Origin of the sequence: Aeromonas sp. R3-1, from assembly GCF_040908345.1 — a bacterium.
Lineage (GTDB): Bacteria > Pseudomonadota > Gammaproteobacteria > Enterobacterales > Aeromonadaceae > Aeromonas > Aeromonas veronii.
Map to the genome: position 1 here is coordinate 14183 of NZ_JBFODN010000268.1, position 17735 is coordinate 31917.

Below are 17735 nucleotides of genomic sequence, written 5' to 3' on the forward strand. Positions count from 1 at the left end.
GCAAGAGGTTAGGCCATGAACACGCGCCAGCGCGTCACTTCATGGTCGGCATGGAGAACTCGGCACCACTGCGTAGGCTCTGGGGCCAGCGCGCCGTCACCGTCTTCATCCGGGTATAAAAGCGAACCCCGTCCGGCCCGTGCATGTTGAGCGGCCCGAAAATGGAGCGCTTCCAGCCGCCAAAGCTGTGAAACGCCATCGGCACCGGAATGGGAACGTTCACCCCTACCATACCGACCTGCACCCGCGCCGTGAAGTCCCGCGCGGTGTCGCCGTCGCAGGTAAAGATGGCGGTACCGTTACCGTACTCGTGCTCGTTGATGAGCCGCAGCGCCGTCTCGTAGTCCGGCACCCGTACGATGGAGAGCACAGGGCCGAAGATCTCCTCGCGGTAGATGCGCATCTCGGGGGTTACCTCATCAAACAGGCAGCCACCGATGAAGTAACCCTCATCGTGGCTCAGCGTGCGACCATCGACCCGCAGCGTGGCCCCTTCGGTCACCCCCTGCTCCACGTAGCCACGCACCTTGGCCAGATGTTCCTTGCTGATGAGCGGCCCCATCTCGTTCTCCGGGCTCTGGCCCAGCCCCGGGCCCACCCGCAGTTTTTCCACCAGCGGTGTCAGCTTGGCCACCAGCGCATCGGCGGTCTCGTCACCCACCACCACGGCCACCGAAATGGCCATGCAGCGCTCGCCCGCCGCCCCATAAGCAGCCCCCATCAGGGCGGAGACCGCCTGATCGAGATCCGCATCCGGCATCACCACCATGTGGTTCTTGGCACCGCCCAGCGCCTGCACCCGTTTGCCGTGGGCCGAGGCGGTGGCATAGATGTACTGGGCGATGGGGGTGGAACCGACAAACGACACGGCTCCGACCCGCGGATCGGTCAGCAGCACATCCACCACCTCCTTGTCACCGTTCACCACGTTGAGCACGCCGTCCGGCAGACCGGCCTCCTTGAGCAGCTCGGCCATCCGCAACGAGAGGGAGGGATCCTTCTCGGAGGGTTTGAGAATAAAGGTATTGCCACAGGCGATGGCGACCGGGAACATCCAGAGCGGCACCATGGCCGGGAAGTTGAACGGGGTGATACCGGCGCAAACCCCCACCGGCTGCATCATGGAGTAGCTGTCCACACCGCGGCCGACGTTGAGGGAGTGCTCCCCCTTGAGCAGATGGGGAATGCCGCAGGCAAACTCCACCACCTCCAGCCCACGGGTCAACTCACCCTGCGCATCGGAGAAGACCTTGCCGTGTTCACGGCTGATGAGCTGGGCAAGCTCGTCCCTGTGCTGCTCCATCAACTCCTTGAAGCGGAAAAAGACCCGGGCCCGCACCAGCGGGGGGGTTTGCGACCAGTCGGCAAAGGCGCGTTCGGCGATGGCGATCGCCTCCTGACACTCGGCGGCGCTGGAAAGCCCCACACTCCCCTGCTGCTTGCCGCAGGCGGGATTGAAGATGGCCCCCTGGCGCTCGCTGCGACTCTCCTGCGGCTGGCCGTTGATGAAGTTGCTGACCCTGTATGTCATGTATCCTCCGTGATAACTGATGTGGTAAATGCGCTGAGCAAACCAACGCAAGGCCCCGCAGTGCGGGGCCATCAAATGGGTTAGGGCTGTGCCTGCAGGGCATCCTGCAGCAGGGTGAAGAGATCGTCGATCTGGCTGCGCTCGATAATGAGAGGTGGCGACAGAGCGATGATGTCGCCGGTCACCCGGATCAGAGCCCCCTTCTCGAAGCAGCGAACAAACACCTCGTAGGCGCGCTTGCCCGGTGCATCCGGCATCGATTCCAGCTCGATACCGGCCACCAGCCCGTAGTTGCGCACATCCTTCACATGCTTGCAGCCCTTCAGCGAATGGGCCGCCTCCTCCCAGTAGCCCGCCAGATCGGCGGCGCGGCTGAGCAGATTTTCGTTGCGATAGATCTCGAGGGTCGCGAGCCCCGCAGCAGCAGCCACCGGATGACCAGAATAGGTGTAGCCGTGAAACAGCTCGATGGCCCCCTTGCCTGCCGCCATCATGTCGTCATAAATGTGCTTCTGCACCAGCACCGCCCCCATGGGGATGGCACCGTTGGTCAGCCCCTTGGCGCAGGTGATCATGTCGGGGATGACATCGAACTCCTGCGCGGCAAAGGGGGAACCGAGGCGACCGAAACCGGTGATCACCTCGTCAAAAATCAGCAGGATGCCGTGCTTGGTGCAGATCTCCCGCAGCCGCTTGAGGTAACCTTTGGGGGGCATCAGCACGCCGGTACTGCCGGCGATGGGCTCGACGATCACTGCCGCGATATTGCTGGCATCGTGCAGGAAGACGATCTTCTCCAGCTCGTCGGCCAGCGCCACCTCCTCCTCAGGCAGCCCTTTGGTGAAGGCGTTTTTGGCGATGTTGAGGGTATGGGGCAGATGATCCACCCCGGTCAGCAGGGAGCCGAACCACTTGCGGTTGCCGGGAATCCCCCCCACAGAGATGCCGCCAAAGCCGACCCCGTGATAGCCACGCTCGCGGCCAATCAGCCGGGTGCGAGTGCCCTGACCGCGAGCCCGCTGCCAGGCCAGCGCGATTTTGAGCGCGGTATCGACCGACTCGGAACCCGAGTTGGTATAGAAGACGTGGCCAAACCCCTTGGGGGCGATCTCCACTAGCCGGTTGGCCAGCTCAAACGGCAGGGGGTGACCCATCTGGAATGTGGGGGCAAAATCGAGGTGGGAAATCTGCTGGGAAACCGCCTCGGCAATCTCGCGCCGACCATGGCCCGCGTTGCAACACCAGAGTCCGGCTGTGCCATCCAGTATCTTGCGGCCATCCTCTGAGTGATAATACATCCCCTCTGCCGACTTCAGGATGCGCGGCGCCGCCTTGAACTGCTGGTTGGCGGTGAACGGCATCCAGAAGGCGGACATGTCGGAGGGCGTATTGATGTCGCTGATCGGTTTCATGGTCACCTCATCCTTAAGGTGTTTAGCAACTGTCGGCCAATGCCTATTAAATTAAACACCTGAATCCATAAAAAAGGGCCCGTTATCGCCCTGTCTGGTGCCACCCCTAGCTAGACGCATCAGCAGGGTGGTATAAGATATTTAACACAATTTTAATAATAGTAAACAGTCAAGGAGTGTCTATAGATGGATATCGGTCACCGCCTCAAGGCGGTTCGCACCAAGGCTGCCCTCTCCCAGCGCGAGCTGGCCAAGCGCTCCGGTGTGACCAACGGATTTATCTCCCAGATCGAGAAAAATCAGGTGAGCCCCTCTGTCGCCTCCCTGCGCAAGGTGCTGGAAGGCATCCCCATGTCGCTGGCCAGCTTCTTCACCGAAGAGACCGAAATGGGCACCGAAGTGATCTTCCGCGCCGCCGATATGCCGGATCTCGGCACGCATCCCATCAGCTACCGGCTGGTCGGGCACAGCCGTGCCAACCGCGCCATCGGCATGTTGCAGGAGGTGCTGCCACCTGGCGCCGACACCGGCGACGACATGCTGAGCCACGAGGGTGAAGAGTGCGGCATCGTCATCAAGGGCGAGGTTGAAGTGACCGTGGGCGAGCAGATCTACCTGCTGGGCGCCGGGGATGGCTACTACTTCGACAGCCGCACCCCCCACCGTTTTCGCAATAGCGGCGAGCAGGAGTGCGTGCTGATTTCGGCCAACACCCCCGCCAGTTTCTGACATTCAGAGGCGCATCGGCAGGGGGGCAATGTTTAATGAATTGTTACAAGATGGATTTACAAGCGGCAGAATGTTTAGCATATTGATACGCGGAAACTGACTTTTGCCGGTTCAAGGAGTGAACATGAGTGACCTGACCCTGGCCCAGTGGCAACACAAGGCCGCCCATCTGACCCTGCCCTCGCAAGCCTTTATCAACGGCAGCTATCGGGATGCCGTCAATGGCGCCACCTTCGATTGCATCAACCCGGCCAACGGCAAGCTGCTGACCAAGGTGGCGGCCTGCGATGCAGCCGATGCCGAACTGGCGGTGCAGGCTGCGCGTGACGCCTTCAACGACAAGCGTTGGAGCGGCCTGCCACCGAAACAGCGCAAACAGATCATGCAGCGCTTCGCCGAGCTGATGCGCCTCAACAAGGTGGAGCTGGCGCTGCTGGAGTCGCTGGATATGGGCAAACCCATCGGCGATGCCATGGGCTATGACGCCCCCGCCGCCGCCAACTGCATCGCCTGGAACGCCGAAGCGATCGACAAGATCTACGACCAGGTCGCCCCGGTCGAGGAGTCCGCCCTGGCACTGGTGACCCGCGAAGCGCTCGGGGTGGTTGCAGCCATCGTGCCCTGGAACTTCCCGCTGGTGATGGCCTGCTGGAAGCTGGGCCCGGCGCTCGCTACCGGCAACTCGGTCATTCTCAAGCCTTCCGAGAAATCCCCCCTGACCGCCCTGCGTATCGCCGGTCTGGCCAAGGAGGCGGGTATTCCGGACGGCGTGTTCAATGTGCTGCCGGGCTTTGGCCATACCGTGGGTGAGGCGCTGGCCATGCATATGGATGTGGATTGCATCACCTTCACTGGCTCCACCAAGATCGGCAAACATCTGGTGCAGTGCTCCGGCAAGTCCAACCTCAAGCGCGCCTTTATGGAGTGCGGCGGCAAGAGCCCCAACATCATACTGGCGGATGCGCCGGATCTGGACGCCGCAGCCAAGAGTGCCGCTGGCGCCATCTTCTACAACCAGGGCGAGGTATGTACCGCCGCCTCTCGGCTGCTGGTGCAAAACAGCATCAAACCGCAATTTATGGAGCGACTGCTGGCCCATGCCCGCGAGTGGATCTCGGCCAACCCGCTCGACCCTGCGACCCGCATCGGCGCCATGGTGGATCACATCCAGATGGAGCAGGTGCTGCGCTATATCGAGATTGGCAAGCAGGAGGGGGCCAAGCTGCTGCTGGGCGGCAACCGCACCAATATGGAGAGTGGCGGCTTCTATATCGAACCCACTATTTTCGACGACGTGACCCCGCAGATGCGCATCTTCCGCGAGGAGATCTTCGGCCCTGTGCTGGCGGTGACCGGCTTCGATACGCTGGAAGAGGCCATTGCGCTCGGCAACGACACCGACTATGGGCTGGCGGCGGCGATCTGGACGGCGGATCTCAACAAGGCGGTGAAAGGCTCCCGCGCCCTGCGCGCCGGTACAGTGTTCGTCAACAACTGGGACGGTGGTGACATGACCATGCCGTTTGGCGGCTTCAAACAGTCCGGCAACGGTCGCGACAAGTCACTTCATGCGCTGGAGAAGTACACCGAGCTGAAAAGCACCTGGATTCAGCTGGAATAACACGACAAAGCAGCACTATCGGATCAAAAAGGGGGAGAAATCCCCCTTTTGCATTTTTGGCCTTCCATCACCGGGCTCAATCCTTATAATGATAAAAAAGCCAACATGTTAAATATAAAGACAAAAATGCTATTTTTTCTGGGAAGCGTACTTTTTCTGGTGATCGGTTTGCCCCTGCTGTTCTTCGTGCTGGGGCACGGCGAGGCCTACGTGACCTGGGGCCCCTGGATCTCCGCCATCGCCCTGATGTTGTGGCTGTTGATGGACGTCGACAAGATCCGCCGCGGTAAAGGCTGACCGGCCAGCCACACTCCTCCTATCCCTCAAACTTTGTTTATTCGCTTCTTTCCCCGCAAAAGGATCGCTACACTGATTTTTTGCGATGTTTTCCCGCATCCAACGCTTCAGTAAAGGTCATCCGCATGCCGCAACAGATCCAGCGTCAGGGCGTCATCTACGCCCTGTGCGCCTATACCCTTTGGGGCATAGCCCCCATCTATTTCAAGACCATCTCTGCCGTTCCGGCCGCCGAAATCCTGACCCACCGGATGATCTGGTCCTGCGTGCTGCTGATGGTACTCACCCTGGCAGGCCGTCAGTGGCACAAGGTGCAGGCGGTGCTGCGCCAGCCAAAAGTGTTGCTCACCCTGGCGTTTACCTCGGTTACCGTCGGCGGCAACTGGCTGCTGTTCATCTGGGCCATCAACAACGGCCATATGCTGGATGCCAGCCTCGGCTACTACATCAACCCGCTGTTCAACGTACTGTTGGGAATGGTGTTTCTGAACGAGAAGCTGCGCCGCCTGCAGTGGTGGGCGGTGGCGCTGGCCTTTGCCGGGGTGGCGATCCAGCTTATCGCCTTTGGCTCCTTGCCCTGGATTGCGCTGGTGCTGGCGTCGAGCTTTGCCATCTATGGGCTGGTGCGTAAAAAACTGGCCCTCGATGCCCTCACCGGTCTGCTGATCGAAACCATGATCATGCTGCCGCCAGCAGCCATCTATCTGTGGGGCTTTGCCGACAGCCCCACCAGCCATCTCACCCAGAACGACTGGCACCTCAACCTGCTGCTGATCGCCGCAGGCGCCGTCACCACGGCCCCCCTGCTCTGCTTCACCGCCGCCGCGACCCGGCTCAAGCTCTCCACCCTGGGCTTCTTCCAGTACATAGGCCCCAGCCTGATGTTCATCCTCGCGGTCACCCTCTATGGGGAAGCGCTGGCGATGGACAAACTGCTCACCTTTGCCTGCATCTGGAGCGCGCTGGTGCTGTTCAGTCTGGATGGGCTGCGCAGCGGCAAAGCCGCGCCAAGCCGTACCTGACACCGCCTCACCACCATCGACCCCGGCTCATCAGCCGGGGTTCTTTTTCGTGCCACCAGTGGCCTTCAGACTGCGACTTCCCCTTCTCCAGAGCCGACTCGCCATCAACAGACCACACCCGAGTCTCACTATCCTGCCAGAGAGCTATGCTATCCCTGAACAGAGCCGAATGGAGACAACATGCTCAAGCACATTCACGACAGATCCCTGCTTTTTGGTCAGGTTCTGGGGATCATGGTCATTATCACGCTGATCTCCATCAGCTTTTTCGGGCTTTATTCGGTCCGGAGCGCAGCCGATCAGATGGGACAGGGGAAGGATGTGGTAGCCGATATTCTGCCGCCGCCCCTCTACCTCATCGAATCCCAGTTGCAGGTCTACACCCTGCTCCATGCCAAACCGGAGGAGCGGGAGGCCCTGCTGCAAACCCTCGTCCGACTGCAGCAAGAGTTCGAGAGCCGTAACCGCTTCTGGCAAGAGAGCAGCCTGAACGAGCCCCTCAGGGAGCTGCTGCTGGGGGAGCAAAAAATGCAGGGAGAGCTGTTCTGGCAGTTGCTCAACGACAAGTTTGTCCCCGCCATCAAGGCGGGGGATCTGGCGCAGGCGGGCGCGATTGCGGCACGCCTGCACACCCTCTATAACGCCCACCGGCTAGGGGTGGACGCCACCGTCATCCGCGGCAACGAGTATGCCGCCGAACAGATGGCCCATCTCGCCAACACCACCCGACTCTGTTACGCCCTGCTGTTGTGCGCCGCACTGCTGGGGGCCGGACTCATCTTCTGGCTGGGACGCCCCACCCAACAGCGGCTGCTGGCCGCAGGCAAAGCCACCGCCGCCATCGCCGAAGGGGAGTTGAACCGCCCCATGCCGGAGCCGGGCCTCGACGCCATCGGCGAGCTGATCCGCCAGATCGGGGCCATGCGTGACCAGCTGGCAACCCTGGTGGAGTCACTGCAGCGCAGCGCCAGTACGCTGGATGATCGCGCCACCAGCCTGACCGCCATGGCACAACGGCACACCGATGACAGTCAGGCACAGGTCGGGGCGGCCCACCATATCGAACAGGCCATCGAACAGCTCACCCACTCCATTGAACAGGCGGGTAGCCAGCTGCATCAGGTGGGGGAGCAAACCCTGCAGTCAGCAGAGCGGGCACAAGAGGCGACACTCGCCATCCACACCGTGGAACAGGTGATCGGGGAGCAAGTCACGGGCGTGAAGCAGGTCTCCCATACCATTTCGGATCTGGCTGGCCTCTCGCAGCAGATTGCCGGGCTGGCGGGCGCCATTCACGATATAGCGGAGCAGACCAATCTACTGGCGCTGAACGCCGCCATTGAAGCGGCGCGGGCAGGTGAACAGGGACGCGGTTTTGCCGTGGTGGCGGATGAAGTACGCTCGCTGGCGACCCGCACCGGCAGCGCCACCACCGAGATCAACACCATCATCGGCAAGATCCAGGATGTCAGCCTGCGCGCCGCCAGCGAGATGGATACCGAGCTGGCCCGGGTCGAACAGGCGGTCACTCACACGATGACAGCGCGCCAGAGCGTCGCCCGGATCGCGCAGAGCTGCGAGGAGATCAACCAGCGCATCGCTCAGGTCGATCAGTTGATGAGCGATGAGAGCCTGTTGGTACAAGGGATCCACCATCAGGTCGGCGAGATGTCGCGGTTGGCTGCCGAGGCCAACCAGAGCGCCAGTCAGGCCGCCGAAGAGGCGACCATGGTCGCCCAGCACGCCCGCATCCTGACCAGGCAGACTCACCACTTCCATCTCGACACCACCCGCCATTGATCCCCGGCGCTGACGGGAGTCAGCGCTCCCCTTTTTCTCTGCACTGGTTAAATGGGTAGCATTAGACTCCATGAGGGAATAGGATCCGCCCCTCTAAAAACCAACTTCAAGGATCAACTGACATGACTCGAAAATGGTCGCTCCCCATCGTGGCAATCGCGGGGGGAGCGTTACTCTGGCTTGGCAATACTTTTGGTATGAAATGGGCTCTGATGGCCCTGATCGGATTCGGCTTCGGCTTCACCCTCTCCTTCAGTCGCTTCGGCATCGTATTCGGTTGGCGCGAAATGCTGACCAAACGCAACAGCTACTACGTGCGGGTTCACCTGCTCACCATCGCCATCGAAATTCTGCTGTTCACCACCTTCCTCTCCTTTAGCCACGCCCTCTTTGGCGATGCCATGGTGGGTAACGTGATGGCTATCGGCATTCCTTTCATCGTCGGTGCCTTCCTGTTCGGCATCGGCATGCAGCTGGCTGGCGTCTGCGCCACCGGCACCCTTTACTGCTGCGGCGAGGGACAACCCCGCTTCTGGCTGGTGCTGATCTGCTACGGCATCGGCACCCTTATCAGCAACCAGTTCCGCCCCGAACTGGAGGCTACCTTCTCCAGCCATGTGGTATTGGCCCGGGATCTGACCGGCAATATCTGGAGCGGCATGCTGCTCAATCTGGCGCTGGTCGCCGCGCTGTTCCTGCTGTTTCGCAACAGCGAACTCAAGCGCACCGGCGAGCTCAAGCCCCTCTTCAGCGGCGGCAACCTGTTCTGGCGCGATGGCCGCTTCACCGTGCTGACCGGCGGCATCATCATCGCCCTGCTCAACTCGTCCGTGGTCGCTCTGCACGGCTCGGCCTGGACCATCACCGGCGCCGTCTATGACATGGCGCTGCGCGGTGCCTCCCTGTTTGGCCTGTTCGAGGGGAACCCCAAGCTGGCCCAGCCGCTCTTTATCAACCCCATGGTCGGCATGTTCTGGCTCGGTATTCTGGGGGCCATGCTGGCGCGCTGTTTGAGCGGTGGCGGCACCTTCGCCCCGATGCGGATCGGCAACAGTCTGGCCTCCATCCTCGGCGGCCTGCTGATGGGAATGGGCGCCATGTACGCTGCCTGCAACCTCGGCGGCTTCTTCGATGGCACCGCCTCTGGCAGCCTGCATGGCTGGGTCTGGATGCTGATGGCCCTCGCTGGCAGCCTCATCGGCATTCGCCTGCGCCCGCTGTTCGGGCTCTGAGGCTCAACATCGTAAACACCCCATAAGAAACGGGAGGCTAAGCCTCCCGTTTTTACATTTATCGATCCCGTTACTCTGCTTATTGGACAGGCTGGGAGACCCCTTCCAGATGGATTTCCACCCGGCGATCCGGTGCCAGACAGGCGATCAGCTCCTGCTTGGAGCGGCTGGCACAGCTGCTGCCAGTGACCGGATTGGCCTTGCCACGTCCCTCGACTTGTACCTTGTCGGCATACAAGCCTTTGGATACCAGATAGCTGGCCACACTCTGGGCCCGCTTCTCGGAGAGGGCCAGGTTGTAGTTGTCGGAACCGATCCGGTCGGTATAACCGATGACAGTTGCGACGCCATCTTTCGGATTGGCCGCCACAATCTGGCTGAACAGGGCATCGAGCGCCTGATTGGCAGCCGGCTTCAGGGTCGCCTTGTTGAACTCGAACAGCACATCGGAACTCAGACTGAAGGTCTTGGGCTCAACCACGGCTACAGGTGCCGGTTCGGCTGCCGGTTCGGCTGCCGGTGCAGCGACCTCGCCACCTTGCTGACCGAAGCGATAGAGCATGCCAACAGAGAGCAGACCGTTATCCATCTCTATACCGGAACGATCTTCAGATGTACTGCCCAACGGGGTGGTGTATTGGTATTCAAGGCGAGCAGCCCAGTCTTTGTCGATGGCATATTCAACACCAAGTGCACCAACAAACGCAGCGCCATGGTATTTGTGTCCATTATTGTCAAATGACACATCGTTGGCTGGGGTAGCGGAATCTTTATACCAACCGGAATAAGAGCTCTCAGTCCAGGCATACGCGCCGCCCAAGCGACCATAGACATCCAATACAGATGTAGCAGGGAAACTAATCTTCATGGTGGCCTGTATCATTTGTGCTTTAGCTTCACCGTGCAACCCGGCAGACAGGGTTCCCAAGGACGCAGTTTTATCAAGCTGATACTTACCAAACCAGTCATAACCCAACTCAAAACCCAAGTTTTGATTAAGCTGATAGCCGACAAAACCACCCAAACCGAGATCACTTTGTTTATCACTGGGTGATACAAAATCGACTACATCCTTAACTTGTTGGTTGTAATCAACGCCATAGTAATTGGACCAACCGGCCTTGCCACCGACATACCAGGTATTGTCCTGAGCGGCGGCCTGTACGGCTCCGGCCGCCAGCAAACCACTGACCAATACGGCAAGCATGGATTTATTCATATTTTCGCCTCTGCAATAAGTCGTTATGGGCGCCTGAGTGCGCACTTTCCCTGTGTGAAGCCGTCAGGCGGCCTCTCCACTATTCAGGGTATCCCATCCGAACGCAGCCTCAAATGACCAAGCCATCAGGAGTGTGAGCTTGCCAGCAATATCCGGCGTAAAAATCACCTGTGTACCTATTCACACTGTTTTGCCAGTTAAACCATGACGTTGCGTCGTACGGAGTGGACCTATCCACACGCAGCAATAGAAAAGGGAGGCATAACGCCCCCCTTGCTCAACTAGCCAGAAACAGCCGGTAGGCGGGGTCGTCGCTCACCTCTTTCCAGCCGTAGCCAATCTCGCGCAGGTAGTCGTGGAAGGCGGCTACGTCCTCGTCCGGCAGCTCGAAGGCGCAGAGCACCCGGCCGTAGTCGGCACCGTGGTTGCGGTAGTGGAACAGGCTGATGTTCCAGCGACAGCCCAAGGTCTCGAGGAAGCGCATCAGGGCACCCGGCTGCTCCGGGAACTTGAAGCTGTAGAGCCGTTCACCGAGGGGCCGGGCCGGGCGGCCACCAATCATGTAGCGCACGTGATTCTTGGCCAGCTCGCTCTCGGTCATGTTGACCACCGGATAGCCGTTCCCGCCGAGCTGATCGATGATCTGACCCAGCTCCTCGTCACCGCCGGTGAGGCGCACCGAGACGAACAGCGAGGCCAGCTCGGCATCGGCGTAGCGATAGTTGAACTCGGTCACCATGCGCGGCCCGAGCTGACGGCAGAAGTCGAGGAAGGCCCCCTTGCGCTCGGGTATGGTCACCGCCAGCATGCCCTCGCGCTTCTCGCCAATCTCGCAGCGCTCCGACACGTAGCGCAGGCTGTGGAAGTTGACGTTGGCACCGGAGAGAATGGCTGCCATCCGCCCCCCTTTGACCAGTTCCCGCTCGCTGTAGGCCTTGAGGCCCGCCAGCGACAGGGCCCCCGACGGCTCGGCAATGGCGCGGCAGTCGTCGAAGATGTCTTTCAGCGCGGCGCAGATCTGGTCGTTGGAGACGGTCACCACCTCGTCCAGATACTGGTTGCAGAGGCGGAAGGTCTCCTCGCCGATGCGCTTGACCGCCACCCCGTCCGCAAACAGCGAGACTCGCTCCAGATTGACCGGCTCGCCAGCCGCCATGGCAGCCTTGAGACAGGCGGAACCCTCCGCCTCCACCCCGATCACCTTCACATCCGGCAGCAGTTGCTTGATATAGACCGCCACCCCGGCGGCCAACCCACCGCCGCCCACCGGCACGAACACGTGGGTGAGGTGAATGTCCTGCTCCAGCAACTCCTTGCCGATGGTGCCCTGCCCGGCGATCACCTCGACATCGTCGAATGGAGGGATCAGGGTGTAACCCTCCAACTCGGAGAGGCGGCGACTCTCGCCATAGGCCTCGTCGAAGCTGTTGCCGAACAGCATGACGTTGCCGCCCTGCCGGCGTACCGCATCGATCTTGATATCCGGCGTGGTCTTGGGCATCACGATGATCGCCTTGATGCCGAGCTTGGCGGCCGACAGGGCGACCCCCTGCGCGTGGTTGCCAGCAGAGGCGGCGATAACGCCGCGCGACTTCTGCTCCTCGGTCAGGGTGGCAATCTTGTGGTAGGCACCGCGCAGCTTGAAGGAGTGGACCGGTTGCAGGTCCTCCCGCTTCAGGCTGACGTGGTTGCCGAGCCGCTCGGAGAGTTTCTTCAGGGTTTGCAAGGGGGTGACCCGCGCCGCCTCGTAGACGGGGGAGAGCAACACCTTGCGTAGATAATCCGCCGCAGAGACCATGATTTATTCCCCCAGCATTGAGCGATCGCGCACCGCGCCTTTATCGGCGCTGGTGGCGAACATGGCGTAGGCGCGCAGGGCAAAGGAGACCTGACGCTGACGATCGAGCGGCTTCCAGCCCCGAGCCTCTACGGCGATACGGCGGGCGGCCAGCACGCTGTCGGCCACCTCCAGCACCATGCTGCGGGCCGGGATATTGATGCTGATGATGTCGCCATCCTCCACCAAACCTATGGTGCCGCCAGAGGCTGCTTCCGGCGAGACGTGGCCGATAGAGAGGCCCGAGGTACCGCCGGAGAAGCGACCATCGGTGATCAGGGCGCACGCCTTGCCCAATCCCATGGATTTCAGATAGGTGGTGGGGTAGAGCATCTCCTGCATGCCTGGGCCCCCTTTCGGCCCTTCGTAGCGGATCACCACTACCTCGCCCGCTTTCACGGTGCCGTCGAGGATGCCGCTCACCGCGCTCTCCTGACTCTCGAACACCCGGGCTGGGCCACGGAAGGTGAGGTTCTCCTCATCCACTCCTGCGGTCTTGACGATGGCGCCATTGACCGCGAGGTTACCGGAGAGCACGGCGAGGCCGCCCTCCTGGCTGTAGGCGTTGTCCAGCGAGCGGATGCAGCCTTCGGCGCGGTCCAGATCCAGCTCCGGCCAGCGGCAATCCTGACTGAACGCCTTGGTGGTGCGGATCCCGGCCGGGCCAGCGCGGTAGAAGTCCACCACCTCCTGACTCGGCTGGCGGCTGACATCATATTCATCGAGCTGTTCGACGAGGGAGCAACCCAGCACGGTACGGGTATCCCCATGCACCAGACCCGCTTTTTCCAGCTGGCCCAGAATGGCGACCACCCCGCCGGCGCGGTGTACATCTTCCATATGGTACTTCTGGGTGGAGGGTGCCACCTTGCACAGTTGCGGCACCTTGCGCGACATGCGGTCGATATCGGCCATGGTGAAGTCAACGCCCGCCTCCTGCGCCGCCGCCAGCAGGTGCAGCACGGTATTGGTGGAGCCGCCCATGGCGATATCGAGCGCCATGGCGTTCTCGAACGCCGCCTTGGTGGCGATATTGCGCGGCAGGGCGGTCTCGTCATCCTGCTCATACCAGCGTTTGGCCAGGGTCACGATGCGCTGACCCGCCAGCTTGAACAGCTGCTCGCGATCGGCGTGAGTCGCCAGCATGGAGCCGTTACCCGGCTGGGAGAGGCCCAGCGCCTCGGTCAGGCAGTTCATGGAGTTGGCGGTAAACATGCCGGAGCAGGAGCCGCAGGTGGGGCAGGCGCTGCGCTCCACCTGTTCGCTCTGGGCGTCCGATACCTTGGGGTCGGCCCCCTGGATCATGGCGTCCACCAGATCCAACTTGATGATCTGGTCAGAGAGCTTGGTCTTGCCCGCTTCCATCGGGCCGCCGGAGACGAAGATCACCGGGATATTGATGCGCAGGGCCGCCATCAGCATCCCCGGGGTGATCTTGTCGCAGTTGGAGATGCAGACCATGGCGTCGGCGCAGTGGGCGTTGACCATGTACTCCACCGAATCGGCAATCAGCTCGCGCGACGGCAGGGAGTAGAGCATGCCGCCGTGGCCCATGGCGATGCCGTCATCCACGGCGATGGTGTTGAACTCTTTGGCGACGCCGCCGGCGGCTTCAATCTCGCGCGCCACCAGCTGGCCCAGATCCTTGAGGTGGACGTGGCCCGGTACGAACTGGGTGAAGGAGTTGACCACGGCGATGATGGGCTTGCCGAAATCCTGATCGGTCATTCCGGTGGCACGCCACAGGGCGCGGGCCCCGGCCATGTTACGTCCGTGGGTGGTGGTGGCGGATCTCAACTTCGGCATGTCTCTACTCCCTGAATGCCCATATGGGCTCGATGCGTTATGCGGTGATGATACGAGTGGATCGGAATCGATCCTGGTGAAGGCTCCTCTGGGAAGTTCTCACCGGAAGCGACTCGGGGAGGCATGGAGCCTCCCCTCTCTCATCAGTCGTTGACGGGCGTCAGCCAGCCCCACTTGTCCTCGGTCTGGCCGTTGAAGAGGCCGAAGAAGGCGTTTTGCAGCTGCTCGGTCACCGGGCCACGGCTGCCAGCGCCCACCTTCATCCGATCGACGGAGCGCACCGGGGTCACCTCGGCGGCGGTGCCGGTCATAAAGATTTCATCTGCGACATAGAGCGCCTCGCGGGGCAGCGCCTGCTCACGCACCTCGTAACCCAGATCACGGGCCAGCGTCATGATGGTGTCGCGGGTGATGCCGGGCAGGATGGCAGCAGTAGCAGGCGGGGTAAACAGCACGCCATTCTTCACCAGGAACAGGTTCTCCCCCGCCCCTTCGCTCAGGTAGCCGTTCACATCCAGCGCCAGCCCCTCGGCAAAGCCGTTGCGCTTGGCCTCGCGGCTGATCAGCTGGGATGACAAATAGTTGCCACCCGCCTTGGCGCCGGTGGGGATGGTGTTGGGAGCGAGCCGGTTCCATGAGGTGACACAGACATCCACCCCGTTTTTCAGCCCCTCTTCCCCCAGATAAGCGCCCCAAGGCAGGGCTGCCACCATCAGATCAGCCTTGGCATCCAGCGGCGGATGCAGCCCCAGCCCCACGTTGCCGACAAAGGCCAGCGGGCGCAGGTAGCCGCTCTTCAGGCCGTTCTCGCGCACCACGGTGCGGCAGGCTTCATTCACTTCGGACTCGCTGTAGGGGACGTCCATCCAGTAAATCTTGGCGGAGTCGAACAGGCGGCGGGTGTGCTCCTGCAGACGGAAGATACAGGTTCCTTTGGGGGTATCGTAGGCGCGCACACCCTCAAACACCGAGGAGCCGTAGTGCAGGGCGTGGCTCATCACGTGCACCTGAGCATCTTGCCAGGGCACCAGTGTGCCGTTGAACCAGATGTACTTTGGTTGAGAGGCTGATTGGGAAGGCTGTGACATTGGCTTGGCTCCTTAAGCTCTGATCCGGGGTTGCTGTTCCAGTGCATCGACCCGGGAGACGTCCACCAGCTTCACCAGCTGGCTCCACAACTGCTGGATGGGACGCACCGACTCGACAGTAACCGTGATCCGCAGCTGTTGGCAATCCTGCTCCATATTAAGGGCGCAGAGATTGAAACCGCGGTGACGCACCACCCGCAGCACCCGCTCCATCACTTCGGGTCTGGGCTGGGCGTGGATATGCAGGGTGTGTTGTGCAAATGCTGGCTGGGCAAGGGTGTGCGGGTTCATGGGCGTTGCTCCATCATCTGGTGGTTGGCGACTCCCGGCGGAACCAGGGGCCAGACGTTTTCTTCCTCTGAAATAGCCACATGCAGCAGGTAGGCACTCTCGCTTGCCAGCAGGCGATCGAGGGCTCCGGCTATCTGCTCCTTGCATGTGATGGTCTCGCCCGGAATGCCGAAAGCAGCAGCCAGGGCGACGAAATCGGGGTTGTCGGAGAGGATGGTCTCGCTGTAGCGGCCATCGAAAAACAGCTCCTGCCACTGGCGTACCATGCCGAGGCGCTGATTATCCAGCAGCACCATCTTCACCTTGAGCTGGGCCCGGCGGATGGTGCCGAGCTCCTGCACGTTCATCATGAAAGAGCCGTCACCGCTCACCAGCACCACTTCATCCTCCGGGCGCGACATCTTGGCGCCGATGGCGGCGGGCAGACCGAAACCCATGGTGCCAAGACCGGCGCTGGAGAGGTGGTTGCGCGGGCTGGTGAAGCGCATGTGCTGGGCCACCCACATCTGGTGCTGACCCACGTCGCAGGCCACCACGCTGCTCTCCGGCAGCCGGGCAGAGAGCTGCTTGAGCAGGGCTGGAGCGTAGATGGCCTGACCCGGGTGGTCGTAGCGAAATGCATATTCGCGGGCCATGGCGGCGCAGTGTTCACGCCATTGGGCGATGTCGAGAGTCATGGCGAGGCGCGGCAACACCTGTTTGAGATCCGTGGTGATACCCACCTCGGCGGCGCGGCGCTTGCCAAACTCGGCGGCATCCACATCGAGATGGATCACCTTGGCCTCGGGAGCAAACTCCTCCAGCTTGCCGGTCACCCGATCATCGAAACGGGCGCCCACCACCAGCAGCAGATCGCACTGCTGCACCGCGTAGTTGGCGGCCTTGGTGCCGTGCATGCCGAGCATGCCCAGATAAACGGAACTATCGGGGTCGAGCGCTCCAATCCCCTTGAGGGTGGTGACCGCAGGCATGCCAGTTGCGGCAGCAAAGTCGCGCAACTGCTGCTCGGCATTGGCCATGCCCACTCCGCCACCGACGTAGAGCACCGGACGCTCGGCGGCAGCGAGCAGAGTGCGGGCTGCGGTCAGCTCCGAGGGATTGAGCACCTCCGGCTCTTCCACCGCAAACAGCGGGCTCAGGGGCGGCACGGCGGCCAGTTGCACATCCTTGGGGAGATCGATCAGCACAGGTCCGGGGCGCCCTTCGGTGGCGATGGCGAAAGCTTCTGCCAACACCCGCCCCAGATCGGCGGCATCAGTCACCATAAAGGAGTGTTTGGTGCAGGAGAGGGACATGCCGAGCACGTCGACCTCCTGAAATGCATCGGTACCGATGGCGGAACAAGGCACCTGTCCGCAGATGGCCACCAGCGGCACCGAGTCAAGCAGCGCCTCCGCCAGACCGGTCACCAGATTGGTAGCGCCGGGGCCGGAGGTGGCGATGCAGACCCCCACCTGACCAGAGGCGCGGGCATAACCGACCGCCGCCATGGCGGCGCCCTGCTCATGGCGGCAGAGCTGATGGGCCAGACCACCGTCATACAGGGCATCGTAGACCGGCATGATGGCCCCGCCCGGGTAACCAAACACCTGGGTCACACCCTGTTTTTTGAGAGCCTGTACCAAAAACTGCGCGCCGTTCATGTGGAAAATCCTGTCCTTTGGTCGAAAAAAAACCCCCGAGCTGTGAGGCTCGGGGGTCGCTTGTTTCGTTCTGTCCGGTGGTGGGTCTATCCCTTGTTCCGTGCAGCTAAACGAGCCCCGAGCGGTGAGATAATAATCACCACTAGGACCACAATAATGCTGACGAAACGGGAGGCCATGTTCATAGTTACAACCGGAAATCCTGTG

At 61.5% G+C, this 17735-nt stretch carries 14 protein-coding genes; 6 read left to right on the forward strand and 8 right to left on the reverse strand.

Annotated elements, in window-relative coordinates:
* Positions 1–34 precede the first annotated feature (34 nt).
* Both AB5Y85_RS19015 and AB5Y85_RS19020 read right to left on the reverse strand, forming a co-directional pair.
* Positions 35–1531, reverse strand: a complete 1497-nt coding sequence (locus tag AB5Y85_RS19015) for a CoA-acylating methylmalonate-semialdehyde dehydrogenase (protein ID WP_257686831.1) — start codon at positions 1529–1531, stop codon at positions 35–37.
* Between the two features lie 80 nt (positions 1532–1611).
* Positions 1612–2943, reverse strand: a complete 1332-nt coding sequence (locus AB5Y85_RS19020; RefSeq protein WP_257686832.1) for an aspartate aminotransferase family protein — start codon at positions 2941–2943, stop codon at positions 1612–1614.
* A gap of 186 nt (positions 2944–3129) precedes the next feature.
* Between AB5Y85_RS19020 and AB5Y85_RS19025 the strand changes: the two genes are divergently transcribed.
* The 6 genes from AB5Y85_RS19025 (at position 3130) to AB5Y85_RS19050 (ending at position 9644) form a co-directional block, all read left to right on the forward strand.
* On the forward strand, positions 3130–3672 hold the full coding sequence (locus tag AB5Y85_RS19025; RefSeq protein ID WP_005339643.1) for a cupin domain-containing protein: 543 nt from the start codon (positions 3130–3132) through the stop codon (positions 3670–3672).
* Between the two features lie 124 nt (positions 3673–3796).
* A complete protein-coding gene (locus AB5Y85_RS19030) occupies positions 3797–5293 on the forward strand; it encodes an aldehyde dehydrogenase (protein WP_257686833.1) in 1497 nt (498 codons plus the stop codon).
* Between the two features lie 126 nt (positions 5294–5419).
* Positions 5420–5590: a hypothetical protein gene (locus AB5Y85_RS19035; protein WP_005341999.1), complete on the forward strand. Its 171-nt coding sequence runs from the start codon at positions 5420–5422 to the stop codon at positions 5588–5590.
* 125 nt (positions 5591–5715) lie between these two features.
* Positions 5716–6612 (forward strand): EamA family transporter RarD, encoded by an 897-nt coding sequence (gene rarD, locus AB5Y85_RS19040; RefSeq protein WP_058056247.1) that lies wholly within the window; start codon positions 5716–5718, stop codon positions 6610–6612.
* A gap of 180 nt (positions 6613–6792) precedes the next feature.
* Positions 6793–8412, forward strand: coding sequence for a methyl-accepting chemotaxis protein (locus AB5Y85_RS19045; RefSeq protein WP_257686834.1), 1620 nt, complete (start codon positions 6793–6795; stop codon positions 8410–8412).
* Between the two features lie 122 nt (positions 8413–8534).
* On the forward strand, positions 8535–9644 hold the full coding sequence (locus tag AB5Y85_RS19050; protein ID WP_257686835.1) for a YeeE/YedE family protein: 1110 nt from the start codon (positions 8535–8537) through the stop codon (positions 9642–9644).
* Between the two features lie 79 nt (positions 9645–9723).
* On the opposite strand, the gene ompA is transcribed toward AB5Y85_RS19050, so the two are convergent.
* From ompA to ilvG, 6 genes are all read right to left on the reverse strand, one after another.
* Positions 9724–10863 (reverse strand): porin OmpA, encoded by a 1140-nt coding sequence (gene ompA, locus AB5Y85_RS19055; protein ID WP_257686836.1) that lies wholly within the window; start codon positions 10861–10863, stop codon positions 9724–9726.
* Positions 10864–11140: 277 nt separating this feature from the next.
* Complete coding sequence (gene ilvA / locus AB5Y85_RS19060; RefSeq protein ID WP_257686837.1) at positions 11141–12661, reverse strand: threonine ammonia-lyase, biosynthetic; 1521 nt, start codon at positions 12659–12661, stop codon at positions 11141–11143.
* A 3-nt stretch (positions 12662–12664) separates the two neighbouring features.
* Positions 12665–14506 (reverse strand): dihydroxy-acid dehydratase, encoded by a 1842-nt coding sequence (gene ilvD / locus AB5Y85_RS19065; protein ID WP_257686838.1) that lies wholly within the window; start codon positions 14504–14506, stop codon positions 12665–12667.
* Positions 14507–14649: 143 nt separating this feature from the next.
* A complete protein-coding gene (locus tag AB5Y85_RS19070; protein ID WP_069527020.1) occupies positions 14650–15594 on the reverse strand; it encodes a branched-chain amino acid transaminase in 945 nt (314 codons plus the stop codon).
* Between the two features lie 12 nt (positions 15595–15606).
* Positions 15607–15885 (reverse strand): acetolactate synthase 2 small subunit, encoded by a 279-nt coding sequence (gene ilvM / locus AB5Y85_RS19075; protein ID WP_005342011.1) that lies wholly within the window; start codon positions 15883–15885, stop codon positions 15607–15609.
* Complete coding sequence (gene ilvG, locus AB5Y85_RS19080) at positions 15882–17528, reverse strand: acetolactate synthase 2 catalytic subunit (RefSeq protein ID WP_257686839.1); 1647 nt, start codon at positions 17526–17528, stop codon at positions 15882–15884. Before ilvG ends, ilvM begins: the two co-directional genes overlap by 4 nt.
* Between the last annotated feature and the right edge of the window lie 207 nt (positions 17529–17735).